This is a genomic window from Streptomyces sp. GS7 (assembly GCF_009834125.1).
Taxonomy (GTDB): Bacteria; Actinomycetota; Actinomycetes; order Streptomycetales; family Streptomycetaceae; genus Streptomyces.
In genome coordinates, this window is the sequence record NZ_CP047146.1 from 2,350,975 (window position 1) to 2,372,705 (window position 21,731).

Annotated in this window: 15 protein-coding genes; 9 read left to right on the top strand and 6 right to left on the bottom strand. The window is 73.5% G+C overall.

The genetic code is table 11. From position 1 onward, the window contains the following. The first annotated feature begins 732 nt into the window (after positions 1-732). From GR130_RS10105 to GR130_RS10120, 4 genes are all read left to right on the top strand, one after another. The gene (locus GR130_RS10105; protein WP_159504394.1) at positions 733-1,683 is read left to right on the top strand and encodes a PAC2 family protein; all 951 of its coding nucleotides are present in this window, start codon (positions 733-735) and stop codon (positions 1,681-1,683) included. Positions 1,684-2,007: 324 nt separating this feature from the next. Beyond that, on the top strand, positions 2,008-2,598 hold the full coding sequence (gene coaE / locus GR130_RS10110; protein WP_159504395.1) for a dephospho-CoA kinase: 591 nt from the start codon (positions 2,008-2,010) through the stop codon (positions 2,596-2,598). A 164-nt stretch (positions 2,599-2,762) separates the two neighbouring features. Then, positions 2,763-3,182, top strand: coding sequence for a cupin domain-containing protein (locus GR130_RS10115; protein WP_236573940.1), 420 nt, complete (start codon positions 2,763-2,765; stop codon positions 3,180-3,182). Between the two features lie 189 nt (positions 3,183-3,371). Further along, a complete protein-coding gene (locus GR130_RS10120; protein ID WP_159504396.1) occupies positions 3,372-3,761 on the top strand; it encodes a tetratricopeptide repeat protein in 390 nt (129 codons plus the stop codon). 774 nt (positions 3,762-4,535) lie between these two features. On the opposite strand, the gene GR130_RS10125 is transcribed toward GR130_RS10120, so the two are convergent. Both GR130_RS10125 and GR130_RS10130 read right to left on the bottom strand, forming a co-directional pair. Next, entirely contained in the window at positions 4,536-4,850 is a 315-nt protein-coding gene (locus GR130_RS10125; RefSeq protein WP_159504397.1) for a DUF6343 family protein, read from the bottom strand. Between the two features lie 42 nt (positions 4,851-4,892). Beyond that, entirely contained in the window at positions 4,893-6,497 is a 1,605-nt protein-coding gene (locus GR130_RS10130; protein WP_159504398.1) for a UvrD-helicase domain-containing protein, read from the bottom strand. Positions 6,498-6,809: 312 nt separating this feature from the next. Between GR130_RS10130 and GR130_RS10135 the strand changes: the two genes are divergently transcribed. The 4 genes from GR130_RS10135 (at position 6,810) to GR130_RS10150 (ending at position 14,128) form a co-directional block, all read left to right on the top strand. Then, positions 6,810-7,478, top strand: a complete 669-nt coding sequence (locus GR130_RS10135; protein ID WP_159504399.1) for a hypothetical protein — start codon at positions 6,810-6,812, stop codon at positions 7,476-7,478. Between the two features lie 172 nt (positions 7,479-7,650). Next, a complete protein-coding gene (locus GR130_RS10140; RefSeq protein ID WP_159504400.1) occupies positions 7,651-10,674 on the top strand; it encodes a DEAD/DEAH box helicase in 3,024 nt (1,007 codons plus the stop codon). Continuing rightward, a complete protein-coding gene (locus GR130_RS10145; RefSeq protein ID WP_159504401.1) occupies positions 10,671-12,182 on the top strand; it encodes an SWIM zinc finger family protein in 1,512 nt (503 codons plus the stop codon). Before GR130_RS10140 ends, GR130_RS10145 begins: the two co-directional genes overlap by 4 nt. A 14-nt stretch (positions 12,183-12,196) precedes the next feature. Further along, on the top strand, positions 12,197-14,128 hold the full coding sequence (locus tag GR130_RS10150) for a helicase-associated domain-containing protein (RefSeq protein WP_236572964.1): 1,932 nt from the start codon (positions 12,197-12,199) through the stop codon (positions 14,126-14,128). A 33-nt stretch (positions 14,129-14,161) separates the two neighbouring features. On the opposite strand, the gene GR130_RS10155 is transcribed toward GR130_RS10150, so the two are convergent. Further along, positions 14,162-15,238, bottom strand: coding sequence for an RNA ligase (ATP) (locus GR130_RS10155; RefSeq protein ID WP_159504403.1), 1,077 nt, complete (start codon positions 15,236-15,238; stop codon positions 14,162-14,164). A gap of 285 nt (positions 15,239-15,523) precedes the next feature. Here GR130_RS10155 and GR130_RS10160 point away from each other — a divergent pair, with 285 nt between their 5' ends. After that, entirely contained in the window at positions 15,524-17,677 is a 2,154-nt protein-coding gene (locus GR130_RS10160) for an NB-ARC domain-containing protein (RefSeq protein ID WP_159504404.1), read from the top strand. 105 nt (positions 17,678-17,782) lie between these two features. Here the strand turns inward: GR130_RS10160 and GR130_RS10165 are convergent, their stop codons facing one another. The 3 genes from GR130_RS10165 to GR130_RS10175 all read right to left on the bottom strand — a co-directional run bounded on the left by GR130_RS10165 (position 17,783) and on the right by GR130_RS10175 (position 21,646). Further along, positions 17,783-19,507, bottom strand: coding sequence for a CDP-glycerol glycerophosphotransferase family protein (locus GR130_RS10165; protein ID WP_159504405.1), 1,725 nt, complete (start codon positions 19,505-19,507; stop codon positions 17,783-17,785). 304 nt (positions 19,508-19,811) lie between these two features. Further along, positions 19,812-21,467: an NAD(P)/FAD-dependent oxidoreductase gene (locus GR130_RS10170; protein ID WP_159504406.1), complete on the bottom strand. Its 1,656-nt coding sequence runs from the start codon at positions 21,465-21,467 to the stop codon at positions 19,812-19,814. After that, positions 21,464-21,646, bottom strand: a complete 183-nt coding sequence (locus GR130_RS10175) for a hypothetical protein (RefSeq protein ID WP_159504407.1) — start codon at positions 21,644-21,646, stop codon at positions 21,464-21,466. Before GR130_RS10175 ends, GR130_RS10170 begins: the two co-directional genes overlap by 4 nt. Between the last annotated feature and the right edge of the window lie 85 nt (positions 21,647-21,731).

Here is a 21,731-nt window from a genome sequence, read left to right on the forward strand (position 1 = left end):
GATGTCGCTCGTTGACCCTCTCGCCGGTCCTGCCGCCCGCACCGCCCGAGCTGCCCGTCCTGTCGATGTAGACCACCCTCACCCTTCCACGCCCTCCTGAGGCTCTGAGAGAAAGAGGCTCGAGAGGCGTCGTGGACGGCGGAGTTCTGGATGGCCCGCCCTTCCCGGAATCGCGAAAGTACACGCCCTCCGTGGCCAGGCCGCGAGCAGTGACCGCATCGAAATCGAAGACGACACCGGTCCGGACAGCCATCACGCTCCCCTCCCTACCGCTGGTAGGCGTTCCCCCTTGCCGGTCCAGTAGGCCGCCCTGTCCGGACGGACGTCGTGACGGTGCGGACGGTACCCGCTGCCAGGGACGGGCCGGCGGAGACTGCAGTCAGCGGCCGACCGGACACACATGTCAACTTCCCTTCCCTGCATGAACGTTGGGCGGACATGCAATTCGCGAGGGACGTGGCGAGCTGCAGGTGCGGACCAATGGGCGTGTACCTCGGGGTGGTTGGTGCAGCGACAACTCCACTAATTCACCCAGGTGTTGTGGGCGATCAGGGATGTGACCGGGACGAGGTGGGGATGAGGGTGGCCGGGGGAGCGGGGGTGGACGCGCGGCGTGGAAACGCGGGCGCCGAGGCGTGCGTCTTCGGACAGGCTTCGCTTGCGCGACGGGTCCGGGAATGCCGGGCCGGCCCCGGGCGTTCTTGCTCACGGACACGAGGAGGAGCGGTCACTGTGTTGGATCCCCAGGGGTTGTACGAATGGGAGCCGAGCGGGCTCGCGGCGGTTGAGGCGATCACCGCCAGGGACTCCGCCGGTCTTGTGCTGCTGTACCACTTCGACGGTTACATCGACGCCGGCGAAACCGGCGACCAGATCGTGGACCGGCTGCTGACCGGCCTGTCCCACCGGGTCGTCGCCCGTTTCGACCACGACCGGCTGATCGACTACCGGGCCCGGCGCCCGCTGCTCACGTTCGAGAGCCACCGCTGGACCGCGTACGAGATCCCCGGCATCGAGTTGCGGCTGGTCGAGGACGCGACGGGCGCCCCCTTCCTGCTGCTGTCCGGCCTCGAACCGGATGTGGAATGGGAACGCTTCGCGGCGGCCGTCCGCCAGATAGTCGAGCGGCTCGGTGTATGGCTCTCGGTCAACTTCCACGGCATCCCGATGGGCGTGCCGCACACCCGCCCCGTGGGCCTCACCCCGCACGGCAACCGCACGGACCTGATGCCGGGGCACGGCAGCTTCTTCGACGAGGCCCAGGTGCCCGGCAGCGCCGAGGCACTGATCGAGTTCCGGCTGGCCGAGGCGGGGCACGACGTACTGGGCGTGGCGGCGCATGTGCCGCACTACATCGCCCGGTCCGCGTATCCGGACGCCGCGCTCACGGCCCTCGAAGCGGTGACCGCAGCGACCGGCCTGGTGCTGCCGAACGCGGCACATGCGCTGCGCACGGAGGCACTGCGCACGCAGGAGGAGATCGAGCGGCAGATCTCCGAGGGCGACGAGGAACTGGTCGCCCTGGTAAGCGGGCTGGAGCACCAGTACGACGCGGTGGCCGGGGCCGAGACCCGGGGCAATCTCGTCGCCGAGCCGGTGGAGCTGCCCACGGCCGACGAGATCGGCCGGGAATTCGAACGCTTCCTCGCGGAGCGCGAATCCGACGGGGGCGGCGGACTCTGAGACCGGTGGGCGAGGGGCACAGCTGAAGGGAGGGGCAGGGCCGGAGGACAGCGACCGGGCGGGTGACCGAAGCTGAGGTGGCGGGCTCCGTGCCGGGCCGGGAGCCCGGGGACTTTACGGCCCGGCCCTTGAGGCCGGGACGGCGGGCCGTCGTACGCAGACAGCCTCGCGCTGCCCCGCCGAAGTATCGGCGTGGAGCGGTTCATGGCTGAGAGCCGGCCGGCGCGAGCATCAGCCGGCCCCGGACACCAGCCCATCCCGCGGGCCGCACACGGGGCGCCGCCCCGGCTCCGCGCTGCCCCACGGGCCGTATAGCGTGGGGCCATGGTGAAGGTGGGGCTGACCGGCGGGATCGGTGCGGGCAAGAGTGAGGTTTCGCGACTGCTGGCGTCGTACGGCGCGGTGATCGTGGACGCGGACAAGATCGCACGCGAGGTCGTCGAGCCGGGTACGCCCGGACTCGCCGCGGTCGTCGAGGAGTTCGGGGAGGACGTACTCGCCCCGGACGGGACCCTGGACCGGCCGAAGCTGGGCGCGATCGTGTTCTCCGACCCGGAGAAGCTGAAGGCGCTGAACGCGATCGTGCACCCGCTGGTGGGCGCACGATCCGCCGAACTCGAAGCATCGGCCGGCCCGGACACGGTGGTGATCCACGATGTGCCGCTGCTCACCGAGAACGGCCTGGCACCGCTCTACGACAAGGTCGTCGTCATCGACGCCGCACCGCAGACCCAACTGGACCGGCTGGTGCGCCTGCGGGGGATGTCGGAGGACGAGGCGAAGTCGCGGATGGCGGCGCAGGCCACCCGTGAACAGCGGCTGGCCGTCGCGGACCTCGTGATCGACAACGACGGTCCGCTGGAGGCCCTGGAGCCCCAGGTCCGTGAGGTGTGGGAGCGTCTGCGGGATGCCTGAAGCCGGGGGATAGCCTCACCGCCATGACAACTGACGATCTTGAGCCCAGGACCGCCGACACCGAACCCGGTTCCGCCCACGACGGCTCCGGACCGGCTCCCGCCGGGGACGCGTCACGCGCGCCGTCCGCCTCCTGCGCACCCTCCGATTCGGTCACGCCGTCCATGCCTCCCGCGCATCCCGTGTCCTCTGCATCACCCGCGCCCTCTCCCGCCTCGACTCCCGCGCCCTCTCCCGCCTCGTTCGTTGTCAACATCCCGGGCATCGCGGACGCCGACCTGGAGCCCGAGCCCCTCGACCCCCAACAGGTCGTCTCGGGCGAGCCGGTGGTGACGGGCAAGGCGCTGTGGGAGTCTCCGGACGGCCGTCAGATCCGCGGAATCTGGCAGATCACACCGGGTGTGGTCACAGACACCGAGGCGAACGAACTGTTCGTGGTCGTCAGCGGCAGAGCGACCATCGAGATCGAAGGCGGCCAGGTACTCGAAGTAGGACCGGGCGATGCCTGCGTCCTGCGCGAAGGCGACCGCACCCAGTGGACCGTGCACGAGACGTTGCGCAAGGCGTACCACATCAGCCTCTGACCAGCCTCTGATGGCGAGTGCACCGACGCCGGCGTCGGCGTGAGGGACCGACGTCGGTCGGGCGCGCGGGGATAGGACCGGCTCTGCCGGGGAATGCCGCGACAGACGCGAGTGTTGTGCCGCACGTACCACCGTACGGTGCATGGTCGCCTGCGGCCCTGCACCGACGACAACGGAGAGGAGACGGCCGTGCCTGAGCGCAGTCCCGAGACGCACGTCATCGACTACCGCGCCGCGGAGCAACTGCTGGCAGCCCGAGACCCGCGCGGTGCGATCCGGCTGCTGGATTCGGTCATCACCGCACACCCCGAGAACACCGCAGCCCGCTTGCTGCGCGCTCGCGCTTTCTTTCTCTCCGCTCAACTACGGCCCGCAGAGCTGGAATTCCAGATCGTACTGGAACGTGAACCGGACAACGCCTTCGCGCACTTCGCCCTCGGCCGCACCCTGGAGCGCGCCAGCCGCCCCGATGAAGCACTTCGCCACTTCCGCCTCGCAGCGGCCTTGGAGCCACGCCCCGAATTCCTTGCGGCTGCCCGTTTCGCCTCCAATGGGGATAACGGGGGAAGTAAGGTGTAGCGGGGGGTAGGTGGGTGGGGCTAGGGATGGTGGGGGAGTGGGGGCGGTTGCTGCTTGTTGTGAGCCTTTCCGCTCGTCCTCCCCGGGGGCCCGCCCCCGCCCCCCCCGCCCCCCCGCCCCCACCCCACCCCCGCGAACCCTCTCCACCCCTCCATCGCGCCCCCCACCCCAACCTCACCTCGCGCACCTGTCGCTTGGCGCCCGTGTACTGTGCCTCGCTTCGGTCTACTTCGCTCCACGTGCCGTGGCCGGCCTGGGGCCCGCGTGTCTTGTGGAGTCGAACCGGGCGTGCACGCCCAGCTGTTGGCGGTCACCGGTAGTCGAACTCCGCGCGGCGGTCGACCTCCGGGCTTGACCTTGACTCTCTGCTGCTCCAGCGCACCTCGCCACCAGTCGCAACCAGCCCCCTCCGCGACGGTTTCCGTGCGTGATGTGCCGTGCATGATGTGCCGTGCGTGAACCGTTGGGCGTGAGCCGCGCAGGGAAGTGCGGGTGGTGTGAACGGATCAGCAGGGCAGGCACTGCGTTGCACGCGTGGATCGCCTCGCGCTCATGCATCACCTCCTGGGATGGGAATGCGTCGCTGTGAAGTCGTGCTCGACGCGCTGCGCACAGCGCGTCGTGTGTGAGGCGCATCGCATGGTGGTGTGCTTGGCGCCTCGCCAGGCCATCGGCGTATCGCCCGCGCTCGACGCGTGAGCTGTGGTTGGCGGCGTCAATCAGCGCGTCGCTCGTGGGTGATGTCCGCCCGGCGGGCGATCGGCCGGTGATCCGCTACGGTCGTGAGCCGCGTCGGCGGCCCCGGTCGTTGCGCATGCCGAATACGTCGTTCCGGCCTCGGTCGGGCTCGTAGGGCGGTATGTCCCTGCCGGGCTGGTAGTGCGGTCCCTGGTGGATGTGGCGGATCACCATGGCCAGGTCCGTGACTGCTACCAATGCCAGGGCGGCGCAGGCTGCCGCCCATTGGGGACGGCCGACCATGACGAAGGCGACGGTCCCGGCGATGGCCCATAGCAGTCCCCACAACGCCAGCCCACACCGCATTCTCAGCGGGCTGCGTGCGTGCAAGGGCTCGTTTCCTGTGCGCATCGGCACCCATCTCCCCTCCCCAGCATCCTCCTGATCGACGCGTCAGTCACCTGTCCGCTGCGACCCGTCCTTTCCGCTCCTCCCGGTGGGTGGCCGTTGTCCGCCTCGCTTCGGCGGGCTCTCCGTGCGGTCCTTCTTCTTCTCCGACTCTGTGGGGCGTCCTGTGGGGCGCGGGTCGCCCGCCGGGTGGCTGTTGATCCAGGACAGGCCGCCGATGTCGAGCTGCGTTCGGGCGCGAGTCACCGCTACGTAGGCCAGGCGCGCCTCGTCGACGTCGATCGGGCCGGGGAGGGGCGTTCCGTCCTCGTCGGCCTCGTCGAGATCGTCGGGGCCGGTGAAGTCGTCCGCGACGCACACACTCGTCCACTCGCGGCCCTTGGCGCGATGGGCGGTGGACACCGTCACCTGGGCGGATTCTTCGGGGGACAGCCGGTCCAGGGCGTGCAGGACGGCTGCCGTGCCGTGCTCGTCGACCAGCTCCACCAAAGGCAGGAGATCACGCCCGGCCGGGTCGAACTCCGCGTACTCGCGGAGTTCCGCCCAGGACTCGAAGAGCATCAGCTCGGGGTGTGCGGTGCGCCGTCCCGATTCGAGGTCGTGGGCGGCGCGTGCCAGTGAGCGCAGTGCCTCGCCGCCGCCCGCGAGGGCGACCCGGTGGTTCGCTTCGAGCTGCCGTATCACCGCGACCATCGCCCCGACGTTCGTCCGGCACAGGATCGCCTCCGGGGTGTGGAGGGGGCGCAGCTCGGTGGTGCGGTGGGGTGATCCTGAGAGGCGGATGGGGGCGTCGACGATCGCCAGCCAGCGGTTGGCCTCCGCTGCGAGCGCCGGCCCGAAGCGGAAGGAGTGGGAGAGGCTGAGCTGCGTGCCGTCGAAGCCGGTCATGACGTCGCGGGCGCCGCGCCAGCCGTAGATGGCCTGTGCGGAGTCTCCGACCAGCACCAGTTGGGCGTGGTCGCGCTGGGCTGTGAGGACCTGCTCGACCACGGGGTTGGTGTCCTGGGCTTCGTCGAGGAGCAGGAAGTCCGCCGGGATGACGGGTTCGCTGAGAGCCCACATTTTGAGGTAGTGGTCGTGTTCGAAGCGGACGACGCCGTGGTCCGGGTTCTGCAGGTCAGCCCAGGCTTTGCGTGCGTAGGGCAGCACGAGGTCGGCGAGTTGGGCGTGGAGGGGTTCGGATTCGGCTCCTCTCAGGGGCGGGACGTGGTGGTGGGCGATGTCTTTGTCGGCCGAGTGGCAGAAGCGGGTGACGGTTCGCAGGGCAGTGTGGGAAAGGGCCTTGTTGTTGACCTTGCGTGGTCCGATGCGTAAGTACATGCCGTCGTCGATGCCGAGTGCGGCACCTGTGCGCCAGCCCGCCTGCCGTGGGGCGTTCATCCGTGCTTGGTAGTACCTGCCCACTGCGGCGTACGCGAGGGCGTGGGCGGTTCCGCAGGCGACTTCTGCGGGGAATGTGCGGGAGGCGTGGCGCGCGACGGTTCTGTTGAAGGCGATGTACCGGCCGAGCCGGCCCATTCGCTGTGCGGAGTGCGCGAGCATCGCGAGGGTCGTGGTCTTGCCGGTGCCGGCACCGGCCTGGATCACGAGATGAGCGCCAGTGGGGAACGCGTCGGCCGCGGCGGTCTGTTCGGGGGTGGGAGTGTGCATGAGGGCTCCTCGCCAAGAAAGGGTCATTACGGAGAGTGATTTACATTGCTGACTGTAACTGACTGTCGGGGTGGGGAGGGAGGGGGTTCCGCGGCCTGTGGATAACTTTCTCGCGTGCCCGCGGTGTGACAGCGCAGACCTTTCTGAGCTGGGGTTATGTGGCGTCGGCGCGCTTTCTCCCTCCCGCGTGCGGGGGCGGGCGGGGGTGCATCGCGGACGCATTGTCAGTGGCGTCTGCTTCGATCGGCATCACGCAGAGTTTCCGCGGCGCTAGTGCCGCGGACGGGCCGCGAGAGACGGGGGAGCGGACAGATGGGGATCACGTCGGCATGGGGCATCAGCCCGCACGACGACAGCGTCATCAGCGCGCTGGAGCCGCGTATGCGGCCGTTGATCGAGTCGGTCCGGGCCCTGCCGGAATCCCGCGAGCGATGGCAGCGCTGGGCGGCGGAGCCGCTGCCGGACTGGCGCGGCTGGTACGGGCGTGGCGGCGGGGCAGGCCGCGCTGCGATGCCGGAACGGGAGCGCGAGCGCATCGACGCGCTGATCGATTCGTTCCACGACCTCACGCGCGCGGGGCCGTTCGACGAGTTCTATGACGGCAGGGACGATGACGACGACTTCTCGATCCTCAACGACGTCTGGAGTGACGACTTCGGAGAGCTCGTCCCCTTCCTCGCGGTGCACTCCAAGGACTATGCGGTCCCGGCCCTCTTCCATGCGATCGGCAGCCGACGGGCGGCGCTGATACCGGGCTGGATCGGCAACTTCGTGCTCTCTGCGGAGCAGGTGCGCCAGAGCTTGCCGCAGATCGAGGCGGCCTTCTCCTTCACGGCGAAGCAGCGCGCCGCCGCCGAGGACCAGCTCTGGCTCGATGAGCGCCCGGGGGAGGAGAGCGTGCTCGACGGGCCGCTCCGCTGCTGGCGTGAGGCCGCGGCGCACGGCCTGGGGCTGTGCGGCGCCGCCGTGCATGTCTGGTGATCCACTGGGCCGGCCTCCGGGGGGGAGGCACGGCCGTCTGAACGACGAGGGGGAGAGCGTGCGTACGACCGTAGACTCGCAGGCCGGGGATGTCAGGGAAGTGAGCCGGGCGCGGTGGGCCCGGCGGGCGCCGCGATCGGCGCGCAAGGATCCGGAAGCAGCAGGGGACGGCATGGTGAGGCAGCGGGAGGCGGCGGTAGGGGCGCCCCGACCGCCGGTCGCCTCGCCCGCCGTGCGCGCCTCGGCGGCGGGAGGTGACGCCGGACTTTCCGTGGCCGTGGCGGAGTGTGCCGCAGTGTTCCTGCCCGCCCTCCCGCCGCGCGCCGGGAAGGTCGCCTTCTGGCGGCCCGATGGCGGACTGCTCCCCGAGGTTGCGGAGGGTGCGGCCGGCGGTGACGGGGCGGAGCCGGACGGCGCGGGTCCGGGAGGCTCCGGCGCCGTGCCCGGGCAGCTGACCGTTGCGCGGCGCCACGGTAACGGCGCGCGCAGCCGTACCGTCCCGGCTCTGCTGCTCTCGCTGCCCGAGGCGGTTCCGCTGCTGGTCCGCGCCCGGCATGATCCCGCTGCCCACCCGGCCGCCGCCTGCTGGGGCGCGGCCGCACTCCAGGCTCTGCATCTCGTCGCGCGCGGCAGACTGCTGCCGGGGCTGACCGCCGAGGACACCGACGCCTGGCGCGCCGGACCCCTCGACCCCGACGACGTTGCGCACCTCCGGGCCGTCGCCGCCGCCATGCCCGCCGAGGCGTATGCCGTGCCGCTCCCCGGCAGCCGACCGCTCCAGCTGCCTGATCCGTCCGATCTTGTGCGGCACTTCGTGGACGCCGTCGTCGACACCCTGCCGCGCACGCCCGCAGCCGAGCTGGTGGCCGGGGCTCCGTTCGCCGCGACCGCCCCGCAGTGCCTTCCCGGTGCCCGTGCGTGGGCCGCCGAGGTCGCGTCCGGTGTGGACGCAGGGGTGCGGCTCTCGCTGCGCCTCGACCTCGCGCCCCATCAGCTCTTCGACACCCGGGAGGACGGCCAGCCCGTCGACGCCGGGGAGGACGGCCCACCCGACGGCGATGACGACGGGTGGGGGCGGCCCCCCGGTGCGGCCGGAGCCGAGGAGCGCCGCGCGGCGGCGGCCGTGCTGCAGGTGCAGAGCCTCACCGACCCGACCCTGGTGGCCGACGCCCGTCAGCTCTGGGAGGGCGAGGGGGCCGATCATTTCGGGCCGCGGTCCCGTGTCGACACCCTTCTCGCGCTGCGCCGCGCCGCCCGCGTCTGGGCCCCGCTCACCCGCCTCCTGGAGCGGCCGGTGCCCGACGTACTGCCGCTCGGTGAGGAGGAGTTGTACGAGCTGCTGGGGGAGGCCGCGCCGCGGCTGGGCGCCGCCGGTGTGGCCGTCCACTGGCCCAGGGAGCTGGCCCGGGGGCTGACCGCGGCGGCGGTGCTCCGGCCCGCGCCGGGCTCGGCCGCGGACGGCTTCGGATTCTTCGACGCCGGCGAACTGGCCCAGTTCCGCTGGCAGGTGGCGATGGACGGCGTCCCGCTCACCGAGGCGGAGATGGACGCGCTGGCCGAGGCGCACCGCCCCGTCGTACGGCTGCGCGACCAGTGGGTTCTGGTCGACCCGGAGCTCGTCCGCAAGGCGCGCAAGCGCGAACTGGGCTACCTGGACCCGGCCGAAGCGCTTGCGGCGACGCTTGACGGCACCGCGGAGGTGGACGGCGAGGAGGTCGAAGTGGTGCCCCTGGGGGCCCTTGCCGCGCTGCGCGGGCGCCTCACCGCTCCGCCGGGCCCGCTGCCGCAGCCGCCCGGGCTGCGGGCGACGCTGCGCGACTACCAACTCCGCGGCATGGCCTGGCTCGACACCATGGCCGCCACCGGCCTCGGCGGCTGTCTCGCCGACGACATGGGCCTGGGCAAGACCATCACCGTCATCGCGCTCCACCTGCACCGCCGGCCCACCGAGCCCGTCCTCGTCGTCTGCCCCGCCTCGCTGCTCGGCAACTGGCAGCGCGAGATCGAGCGGTTCGCCCCCGGCACTCCGGTGCGCCGCTTCCACGGCGCCGGCCGCAGCCTCGACGGCGTGGCCGGCGGCTTCGTGCTGACGACCTACGGGACGATGCGCAGCAGCGCCGCCCAACTGGCCGGCCTTTCCTGGGCATGGGTGGTCGCCGATGAGGCGCAGCACGTGAAGAACCCGCGGTCGTCGACCGCCAGGGCGCTGCGCGGCATCAAGGCCCCGGCGCGGATCGCCCTCACCGGCACGCCCGTCGAGAACAACCTCTCCGAGTTGTGGGCCCTGCTGGATTGGACCACGCCTGGGCTCCTCGGCCCCCTGAAGACGTTCCGCGCGCTGCACGCCAGGGAGGTCGAGGGCGGCGAGGACCCGCAGGCGACGGAGCGACTGGCCAGGCTGGTGCGGCCGTTCATCCTGCGCCGCAAGAAATCCGACCCGGGCATCGCGCCCGAACTCCCGCCCAAGACCGAGACGGACCACCCGGTTCCGCTGGGCCGCGAACAGGCCGCGCTGTATCAGGCCGTCGTCCGCGAGACGCTCGCCCGGATCGAGGCCGCCGAGGGCATCGCGCGGCGCGGCCTGGTCATGAAACTGCTCACCGCCCTCAAACAGATCTGCAACCACCCCGCGCAGTATCTGAAAGAGGCCGCCCCCGGGCTCGCGGCCCGCTCCGGGAAGCTCGAGCTCCTCGACGAACTCCTGGACACGATCGTCGCCGAGGGCGGCGCCACGTTGGTCTTCACCCAGTACGTGGGCATGGCGCGGCTGCTCGAACGCCATCTCACCACCCGCGGGATCTCCAGCCAACTCCTGCACGGCGGCACCCCGGTGGCCGAGCGGGAGAAGATGGTCGACCGCTTCCAGGCGGGCCGGGTGCCGGTCTTCCTGCTGTCCCTGAAGGCGGCGGGCACCGGCCTGAACCTCACCCGCGCCGGACATGTGATCCACTACGACCGCTGGTGGAACCCGGCGGTGGAGGAGCAGGCCACCGACCGCGCCTACCGCATCGGCCAGACCCAGCCCGTCCAGGTCCACCGGCTGATCGCCGAGGGCACCGTCGAGGACAACATCGCCCAACTCCTCGCCGCCAAGCGGGCGCTCGCGGACGCCGTGCTCTCCGGGAGCGAGAGCGCGCTCACCGAGCTGACCGATGCCGAACTGGCCGATCTCGTGTCCTTGAGGAGGCCCGGATGAGTCCTGTCTTCCAGGGACGTCCCGGCGCCCCGCGGCGCACCGCCGCGGCGGACCTGCCCGCCCGCGCGGACCGTTCGCGCACGTTCCCGCCGCTGCCGGACCGCACCGCTGCCGGGGAGCCGTTCGCCGTGTCCTGGTGGGGCGGCGCCTGGCTGGCGGCGCTGGAGAGCACCGCACTCGACGGTGCCCGGCTCGCCCGCGGCCGGACCTACGCCCAGGACGGCCATGTGGACACGATCAACATCACCCCGGGGCGCATCCTGGCGACCGTACGGGGCAGCCGGCCCCGGCCGTACAGTGCCGAGATCCGCCTGGGGACGCTCCCCGAAGCGGGCTGGGACGCCCTCCTGGACGCCGTCGCCGCGGAGCCCGCGCACCTCACCGCCCTGCTGGCCAAGCAGCTGCCCCGCGCGCTGGCGGAGGCGGAGAAGGGGCTTCTCCCGGGGCCGGGCGACCTGGTGCCCCGGTGTTCCTGCCCCGACCACGGCAGGCCCTGCAAGCACGCAGCGGCGCTCTGCTTCCAGGTGGCCCGTCTGCTGGACGCCGACCCGTTCGTCCTGCTGCTGATGCGCGGCCGCGGCGAGCGGGAACTCCTCGACGAGCTCTCGCGCCGGCACACCGCCCACACCGCGCGGGAGAGCCGGACCCAGACCGTCCTCATGGCGACGCCGCTGCCCGGAGGCGGTGCATCCGCTGCCGCTCGCTCAGCGGTGGGACCGGGGCCGGCGGCCGGCCGGACGGGGGCGGCCGGGCCTGCCGGCGCGGTGGTGCCGGGCCCGCTCCCCACGGCCACGGAGGAGGCCGGGCAGGCCGCAGCGGCGGCATCGGCACCCCGCGGTGTCCTCGCCCGGGAAGCCCTGGCGGACCGCCCCAGGCCGCCGCTCCCGCCGCCCCCGGCGGTGCCGTCGGACCCCGGCCAACCGCCGGCCCTCCCGGACGCCGACGGGCTCCCGTTCCACGCGGCCACCCTCGAATTCCTGGCCGCCGACGCCGTGGCCCGCGCCCATGCCTGCGTCACCGCCGCCGGAGCCCCGGCCGCCGGGGGCGCGCGCCCGACCGCCCCCGGCCCCTATCCGGCGCTGCCCCCGTGGGAGGACGCCGTCCGCCTGGCCGCGACCGCCCACCCCACCGCCGGACTGACCGCCACCACCCGGGCCCTCTACCGCGACCTCGCGGCGACGACCGGCCGTAAGCCCGCGGACGTCGCCCGCTCCGTCGCCGCCTGGCGGCAGGGCGGCCGTGCGGGCCTCGCCGTGCTGGAGGCCACCTGGAACCCCCCGGCAGGCGACTTCGACCGCGCCCGCAGCGCGCTGCTGTCCGCCGGCCTGCCCGCCCTGCGCCCGCGCCACAACCACCTCACCGCCCCCGACCGCGGCATCCAGCTGCGCTTCGGCCACGACCACCGCTGGTACCCCTACGAATCCGAGCCCGGAGCCGAGGACTGGTGGCCCGCCGGGCCCGCGGACCCCGACCCCGTAGGCGCGCTGACCTCCCTGGTGGAGCGATGACTAACCTCAGGGCCGTGGAAGGTCTCGACACACTCACCCGATCCCTCGCGCAGCGCACCCCCGAGCAGCTCGCCGCACTCCTCACCCGCCACGCCGAGCCGCTCGCCCGCCGCCCGGCCCCCACCCAACTGCGTGGCCTGGCCACCGCGTTGTGGTCGTACGAGACCCTTCACCACCTGGTGCTGCACCTCGACCACCCCCGCCTGCAGGTGCTCGCCACCACCGCCCGCATCAGCCAGGAGCGCGCCGGCCGTGACGCCCCCGCGCCCGCCGCCCCCGCCCCGGGTGCCGACTATCAGTCCCTGATGGCGCACCGGCTGTCCTTCCCGCAGCTGGCCACCGAACCGGTTCCGCCTGAGGACGTGTACGCCGCGCTCGGGGCCGCCGCACCCGGCCCCGAGCGGAGCGCCGCCGAAGCCGCCCTCGAATCCCTCTACGCCGACGGGATCGCCGCGCCCGGCGAGGAGGGCGCCGTCGTCGTCCCGCCGCGCGTCGCGCAGCTCCTGGCCGCCCACGACCTGGGGCCGTTCGCCGCGCACGCCCCGATGCCGGTCCCCGACGACGCCCCCGGGCACCGCGACCGCCCCGGGGTGCCCGCCCCGCGGACCTCCCCGCACGACGAGTCCCAGACCGCCGCCGCACACCTGGCCACCACCCTGGAGCGCCTCCTCGCCTCCCTGGCCGAGCAGCCCGCCGCACTGCGCAAATCAGGCGGCCTCACCCTCCGCGAGATCAAACGCCTGGCCAAGGCCGCCGGCACCACCGAACCGCACACCCGCCTCCTCCTCGACCTCGCCCTCGCCGCCGACCTGATCGCGCTGACCCGCAGCCCGTCAGGGATCACCGCACTCCCCACCGGCGCCTACGACGACTGGCTCGGCAGCCCGCCGGGCGAACGCCTCGCTCCCGTACTGGCCGCCTGGTCCGGCCTCTGGGCCGTCCCCACCCACACCCCGTTCGGCGAGACCCCGACGGCCCTGGTCCGCGGACACGACCGGCACGCCCCCGCCCTCCGGTACGCCCTCCTGGCAGCCCTCGCCGACGTCCCCCCGGGCGCCGGAGCCCCGCTGCCGCCCCTGCCGCCCACGGAATCCCCGGAGCAGGAGGACGCCCGCGCCGCGCTGCGGCATCTCCTGCGCGCGGCGGACTGGCACCGTCCGCTCGGCGTCACCGAGCAGCCGATGGCCGAGGAGCGCGCCGCCCACACCCTCCACGAAGCGGCCCACCTCGGGCTCATCGCCCACGGCACCCTCACCCCCCTGGGCCGGGCCCTGCTCACCGACCCGCGGTCCCTCGAAGAGCCGCTGCGCGACCTGCTGCCGCCGCCCCTCGAACAGGCCCACTTCCAGGCCGATCTGACCGCCGTCGTCCCCGGCCGCCCCGCCGCCGCGCTCGCCGAACTGCTCGCCTCCGCGGCCGACATCGAGTCCGAAAGCCACGCCGTGACCTGGCGCTTCACCCCCGCCTCGGTACGCCGGGCACTGGACACCGGCCACACCGCCGACACCCTCGACGACGCCCTCACCACCGTCTCGGCGACCGGCACCCTGCCCCAGCCCCTCGGCTACCTCCTCCAGGACACCGCCCGCACCCACGGCCGGATGCGGGTGCTGCCCGCCGCCTGCTGCATCCGCTCCGACGACGAAGCCCTGGTCGGCGAACTCGCCGCGCACCGCGCCCTGCGGCAGCTCGGGCTGCGCGCCATCGCCCCGACCGTGCTGGTCAGCAGCCGCCCCCCGGCCGCCACGCTGGACGCGTTGCGCGCCGCCGGCTACGCACCCGCCCTGGAATCCGACACCGGCACCACCACCGTCGAGCGACTGCCCAGACACCGCACCAAGGCACCCTCCCCCACGCGCGATCCGGGCGCCCCGCTCCTCCTGGCCCGGCGGCTCCTGGGGCTCCCGGCGGAGCCCCAGGAGGCCGCCCGGACTGGAGGCGGCTGATCCGTTCCGCCCCGGGGGGCGCGGCCCGCGGGGCTACTCGTACTCCGTGCCGCCCTTGCGGGTCAGATACGCCCCGCCCACCACCTTGGCGATGGCCCGACCGCCCAACTCCGCGCTGTAGCGGTCCTCCAGCGTTCGGACCACCACACCCTCCCGGATGTGCACCGCCCGTCCCGACAGCGTCTCGCGGCCCTCGGCCAGCTCCATCACCCGCCGCGCGTCATACGGACCGCTGAACAGCGTCGGCACCACCGGAAGCCGGCCGTCCAGCACCGCCGTCAGCTCCTGCGGATCCAGCCAGCGCACCCGCCCACCGGTCTCCACCGCGACGTCGAAGACCGCGTACGCGGGCGTGCCACGGCGGCTGTCCGCGCCGTACCCGAGGTCCTGGACGCCGTCCCCGTACACCTCGCCGTAGACGCCGACCCGCGACGCCCCCAACTCCTGCGCGATGTCCGCCGCGACCCGGGCGACGCCGTGCCCGCGCACCGCCCGCCAGTACAGGTTCCCGGGATCCTCGGTCAGCGCCAGCCGCTGCGCACCCAGCCCCTTGGACGTCACCAGTACGCCGCCGTCCCCGGCGCGGTAGGTCAGGCAGCAGGCCGTACCGTGCACCTTCTCCGTCACCGCCACCGGCTCCCCCTCGGCAAACACCGCCGGATACCGCTTCAGGTTCTCGATATCGATCCACGGCAGCAGATCGGGCGCCGGCTCGACTGCCCCGCTCATCGAAATCGGCACCGGCGGCACCCACTTCACGATCCCGAGCCTCACCGCGAAATCGGTCCCGCTCCGGTGCGCCTGCGCCAGATCCACGCCCGCCAGCGCCCGGGGGCGGCAGACGACGCCCTGCGACAGCTCGCCGCGCAGCCGGATCGCCTTGACCCGGTTGGCCGCGGATCCGGCGAGCTTGCCGGTCAGGCCCAGTTCGGCCACCAGCTCCTCCGGAAGCACCGCCTGCTCGGGTACGTACACGGCGAAGTCGCCCGTCCGGTAGGCGCCCTTGGCGACGACCGCGCGGTACAGCCCCACCTGCGCCAACTCCAGCGCATCGGCATGGGGATGCTCGTGAATCGTCAGTTCCTCGACCGTGACGCGCAGCGTCGACATGCCCGTTCCCCGTTCCTGCGTACGGCATCGGGCGCCGCCCCGTGCGGCGCTCCGCCACCACCACTGTGATCGGGTCCCCATAACTCGGCGACCGAATTTCACTGTTGGCGACCGACCCTGACCGAGTGGCGGTCGGAGACGTGAGCGCCGCCGTCCGCCGCGTCGCGTTGTCAGTGGCGTCAAGTAGCGTTTCGGGTGAGGCGTCGACACGGCCGGTACGGCGTCGGAAGGCTCCGCCGGCGGCAGGCCGCGGCGGAGGACGGGACCGAAGTGGGGGAGCACACGGTGGGAGACGACGGGGCGGGCGACAGCCGGGTACGGAACGATTTCGGCGGGACGGCACACGGGCCGGTGATACAGGCCGAGGTGATCGAGGGCGGTGTGCACATCCAGACGGAGCGCCCCGCAACCCCGGTGCCACGGCAGGTGCCGACGGCTTCGGGGCAATTCGTCGACCGCGAGCCGGTCATGGCGGCCATCAACGGCTGGGTGGGCGACGGCGGCGGAGTGGCGGTGCTCAGCGGGCTGCCCGGAGTGGGCAAGAGCGCGGCCGTGCGGAAATGGGCACAGGAGGAGCGCGGGCGCTTCCCCGGGGGCGAGTTCTACGTCGACTTCGCCGAACTGCGCGCGCAGGCAGGAGGCGATGTCTCCGCCGGCGTGATCCGGTGCTTGCGGGCGCTCGGCGTCGAGGACTGCTATCTGCACGGGACGCTGGGCGAGTTGACCGCGATGCTCCGCACCAGGACGGCGGACAAACGGGTGCTCATGGTGCTGGACGATGTGACCGAGCCCGCGCAGGTCCGGGCACTCGTGCCGGGCGCCCCCGACAGCGTCGTGCTCGCCACGAGCCAGGCCGTGCTCGGCGAGCTGGTAGGGGCGGCCCACCTCATGCCGGTCGAACCACTGGCACCGGAGCACGGACTGCAACTGCTCCGCCGGCTGTGCGGGGAGGAGCGCATCGCCGCGGCCGAGGAGGGCGCCGCCGAGCGGATCGTGGCGAGCTGCGGCGGGCTGCCGGTGGCACTGGAGGTCGCCGCCGCGCGCCTGGTGATGCATCCACGTTTGCCCGTCGCGGCACTGGCCGATGAATTGGCAGATGACCGGCGCCGGTTGGACGCCCTGCGCCGGGGAAGGGAGCGCACCGTGTCCGCTGTGTTCGGGGTCGCCTACGCCGGACTGCCCGAGGACGTCGCGCTGCTGTACCGGCTGCTGGGGCTGTATCCCGGACGTCGCTGGGACGCCGAGACGGCCGCCGCCGCAGCCGGGACGGAGGCCGCCGCGGCAGCCGAACGGCTCGACGTCCTGGAGTCCGCGAGCCTGGTCACGGTGGCGGCCGACGGACGCTACGAGTTCCACGACCTGGTCCGGCTGCACGCCCGCGAACAGGCCGCCCAGGACGTGTGCGAGGACGAGCGCACCGCGGTCGTCCGCCGCACCGTGGACCATCTGCTCACCCGCGCCGCCCAGGCCGACCTGGCCGTCATGGGCCGCCGGATGCGCATCGGCACCTACGTCGACCGGCTGGACGAGACGGACCGGACGACCGCCTTCGGCAGCCGGGAGGAGGCGCTGGACTGGCTCGACGTCTGGCGCGGCGAACTGCTGTCCGCGCAGCAGGCCGCCGCCGGCCACGCCTGGCACCGTCAGGTCGCGGAACTGGCCGAGGCCCTGACCGCGCTCTTCCTCAACCGCAGATACCTCAACGACTGGGTCAAGAGCGGAGATCTGGGGGCCCGGCACGCCGCGGCGGACGGCAATCCGGCCGCCGAAGCCCGGCTGCGGGCGCTGCTGTCCCGCCCGCTGATGGACCGCGACGAACTGCGCCGCGCCCGCAAGGAACTGGACACGGCCGTCCAGCGTGCCGACGCGTCCGGGCACACGCTGCTGCGCGCATCCGTCCGCGAGTTCTCCGGCCGCTACTGGGACCGCTGCGATCCGGCCCGCGCCATCACCACCTACGAGGAGGCGATGACGTACTACCGCGCCGCGGGCGACGCACGCGGCATCGCCATCGGCCTGTATTTCATGGGCTGCGCACAGCACGCCGCCGGCCGCACCGACGAAGCGCACACCACCCTCCAGGACGCCCACGCCCGGTTCCTGGCCATCGACGACCGCCGGATGGGAGCGCGAGCGCTGGCCGCCCTCGGGGGCGTGCGACGCGACCTGGGGCGGGGCGAGGAGGCGGTGGCGGCGCTGGAGGAGGCCGTGCGCATGCTGCGGGAGCGCGGCGCCGTCCACTATGAGGCGCAGGTGTGCGAGACGCTGGCGGAACTGGCCGAGGAGCGCGGCGACCGGGCGCGGTGGCGGCGGTATGTGACGCGGGCGTGGGAGATATACGAGGCGGGCGGCGGGCCGCGCGCGGTGGAGCTGCGCCGCAGGCTGGCCGAGGCCGACGGCATGGATCCCGCGCAGGGGGGAGAGGAGGCGGGCGGCTAGCGCCCGCCCTCCCGGACAGTCCCTTGGGGACAGGGCAGGACAGGACAGGGCAAGGCCGGGCGGGAACCGGACCGGACTGCACTGCGGGTGTGGGGAGTTGACCCGTCAGCCGGTGGCGCCCGGCCGGTGGGTGCGCCGGGTGAGGTGGAGGGCGGCGTCCTCCGTGCGGTTGCCGAGAGAGAGGGCGACCAGGCCGTCCAGGGGGCGCCCCGCGCGCAGGCAGGCGTAGACAGCGGCGGCCAGCACGGCGGCGTCGTCCATGAGGCCGGTGGCGGACACCTCGACCGTCCGGCCGTCGGCGAGGCCGACCCGGCAGCCGCGGCCTGAGACGGCGGCCGCGGCGAGCAGACAGCCGGGGTAGCGGGCAAGGGTGTCTTCGATCCACCGGTCGGCCGCCACCGTGCACTCGGCCGGTGTGCGGCGGATCAGGACGGAGGCGCTCTCCGGCCATTGCCGGTCCTGTTCGTCGTCCGCGCACGAAAGATGCCGGAACGAGCCTTCGGGAGCATCGGCCCGCTCCACGGACGCATGGGCGGCGACGGCGGCCGGGGTGCGCTCGACCGACACCCGTGGACCGTCCGGCTCTTCGGAGAGGGAGGTGATCAGGTAGGTCGCGGTGACCGGCTCGGGACGGCCTTGCGGAACGGGCGGCTCCGGTGCCCGGCGCGGGGGTGGCGGACCGGCGGGTTCCGGCAGGCGCAGGAGGCCGTAGACGGCGGTGCGCAGCAGGTCCAGGGCGCGGCCCGGGGCGGCGAAGGCGTTCTCGCCGAGCTTCCGCAGCCGGTCGGCGGTGTCGTCGCCGGTCGGCTGCCCGGTGGCGAGGGCCCGTTCGATCTGGGGTCGCAACGGGGCCCCGGGGACCAGCCGCGGCGCGATCCGGCCCAGCTCCGCCATGGGAGTGCCCGCCACCGCCTCGTCCTCGCTGAACGCACCGAGCAGCAGGGGCGTACCGAGCGCGGCGCCGTAGAAGGTCACCGAGCCGTGGTCGCCGATCAGTAGGTCGGCGGCGAGCAGTGTGGCCTGCCAGCCCGCTGTCGGGGGGACGAGCAGCAGTCCCGCGGCACGGGCCGAGTCGAGGAGCGAGTGGAGGGCGTAACGGCCGTGGGCTGAGGTGATGTTGGGGTGGGTGATCAGTGCGACGGCGTAGTCGTCCAGGGGGAGTTCGGCCAGCAGCCGGGCAGGCAGTCCGGCGTCCCGGCCCAGGACCGAGCCGTCGCGCCAGGTGGAGCTGAGCATGATCAGCCGCCGGTCGTCCCCGACGCCGAGGGCCCGGCGGTAGCCTGCGCGCAGGGCCCGCCCGTCGAGCAGTGCGTCATAACAGGGATCGCCGACGAGGAGGGTCTGCCCGGAGGTCGCCGGATGGGCGGCGGCAAGCTGGGCGGCCTGGTCCGGGTGGGAGACCGCGAGCCGGGCTCGGCCACTGCGGAGCAGAGCGTCCGGTACGACCCCGGCGAGCCGGTCGCGGTCGCTGCGGGAGTCCGGGACGACCTTGTGGAAGCCGACGCCGTGCGGAAGGACCAGGACGGGCGCGGTGTGGTGCGCCGCGGCGAGGTCGGCGTTCTCGGAGGCCGTGATGATCAGGTCGGGGCGGATCCGCGCGAACTGCTGCCAGGGCAGGATGCGCGCACCGACCGAGCGGAGCAGGTCGTGCACACCGTCGTTGAAGGCCGAGGTCGGGTCGAAGGCGAAGACCAGGGAGACCCGCGAGTCGTCGCGCAGCACCGGGCGGAGAACGTCGAGGACCCGGACGGTGGAGGTGACGGTCCGCGCGACGGCCACCACGAGGCGCTCACCGGGAAACGTCCGCCAGCGCTCGGGGTCCTCGCCCACGGGCACCCGCAGCGGGGGCAGCAGCCCCTCAGCGGTGTCGCGGCCCTCCGCACACGGGCATTCGCAAGCGCACCCGCCCCCGGTTCGCGGTTCGCGGTTCGCGGTTCGCGGTTCGCGGTTCGCGGTTCGCGGTTCGCGGTTCGCGGCCAGGTTTCGTTTAGCGCGCAGCACCGGTGTCCGCAACCCCCTGCTGGTGAAGGAACTGGCCGTGACGGGGCGGGGTGCCGTCATTGCCCTGGGGAGGTCTCCCGGCGACCCACCGTAGTTCAGGGCCCGCGCGACGGGGCCGCCAGGTGCCCCGACCTCAGCCGCCGCCCGGCTTGCGCCGGCCCGCGCCGCCGATGCGCCGCCGCAGGCCGGTCGGCCCGAACCCGAGGGGACGGGGCAGCCTCCGGGGAGCCGGTTCGTCGCCGCTCACGGCGGCGGCCGACGGCTGCGCCGGGCCGGGCGCGGCGCCCCCGCGGGCCGCGGCAGCCGAAGCGGCCAGCATGGCCGAGACGGAGGACGGCGCCCCGGGAGTGCCCGAGCCCGGTGATCGCACCCCGGGCGGGGATGCGGCGGGGGATGGCACGGAAGCCGGGGCCACCGGGCGCGGCAGCCGGGCCACGGGAGCGGCGGGGGTCACCACATCGACGTAGGCGCGGCAGACCGGTGGCCGGCCGCCGGTGCCGCCCAGCACGCCGTGCAGGGCACCGCGTACGAAGCGGGAGGCCGGGGGCGGCGACGGCTCGCCGGTGCCGGAGGAGACGGCCTCGCCGGTGGCCAGGTCCCAGGGTGCCTGCACGATACGGCCGATGGCCTGCTGCACGCGGCGGGCGAGCGAGGGGTCGTCCATGCCGTATCGCCGCACCGCCTCGCGCAGCGCGGCGGCGCCGTGCGCGGCGACCGACAGCCCCTGGCCGCAGTCGGGGGTGACCGCGGCCACCGCGCCGCCCAGGGCGAGGAACCCGGTGGGCCAGCACGGCAGTTGCTCGTAGCGGTGGCGGCGGGCGGCGGTGTCGCGGGTCAGCCGTACCTCGCTCAGCGGCTCGGCGTCGGCGATGAGGTCACCGATGACCGAGTCCCCGATCGCACGGGCGAACGGCACGAACCGGTCGGCGCGTTCCGAGGGCCGTTCGCCGCCGGTGCCGCCACCGGTGAGGGTGACCAGCCAGCGGCCGTCCTCGATCGGCATCAGCGTCGCCGTCCGCGTCGGATACGGCCATTCCGGGGCCGGGCCGCCATGCTCACCGTCCAGTACGCGCGCGCCGTGGTCCGAACGGGCGGTGATCACCGGGATGTTGTCCGCTCCGGGAGGCGCGCGGAAGATGCGGGTCGCGGAGACGAGCCCGAAGTCCCGGACCTCCTCCGGGGCGGCCGGCAGGCCCAGGGCCGCCAGCCGGTCCGGAGTGGTGGAGCAGCGGCCGGTGGCGTCGACGACCAGGTCGGCATCCAGACGATACGTTTCGCTTGTGGTCGTGGAGCGGACCTGCACCCCGGTGACATGCTCTCCGGTGCCCGTCAGCCGCTCCGCCTCCGTGCCGTCGAGCACCGTGACCCCGGGGAGCGCCGGCACCTGCCGGCGGATGACCCGGTCGAGCAGATCGCGGGAGCAGGCGAACACATACCGCGGGCGCGCCCGGCGGCCTAACCGGCCCTGCGCGGAGGACGCGGCGGGCTCCGGCGGCACCGCGATCCGGCGGGCTCCCTCGGCCAGCCATGCCTCGACCGTGCCGGGCAGCACACTCTCCACGACCCGGGCGCCCTCCGACGCCAGCAAATGGGCGTGCCGGGGCTGCGGAAGGTCCGTCGGCAGCGCGGGAGTCCGCGGCAGCCGGTCCCGCTCGACCACGATCACATCGGCGTGCTCGGACAGTGCCGCGGCGGCGAGCATGCCCGTGAAGCCGCCGCCGAGGACCACGGCGAGATGCGGGTGCGTGAACTGGAGTCCGGCGCTGCCGGTGCTGCTCGACGCGTTCATGGGCAGTCCCCTTCTCGGCGGTGGCGCGCGATTCCCGGGTGGGACCGGGCCGCGTCCAGAAAGGGCGGTGCGGCATACGGCCGGGAGCGGCGGCGGCGCGCGGCGGCGATGACGGCGTCGGTGGCGGCGGTGAAGTGCGCCGTCAGCGACGGCAGGGAAGCGGACGCGGTCCGCAACATGCGCAGCGGTGCCGGTGGAAGCGGCAGAACTCTCTGTAGGTCCCGGCAGGCCGGCGCGAACGCCGGCCTGCCGCCCCCCGATTTC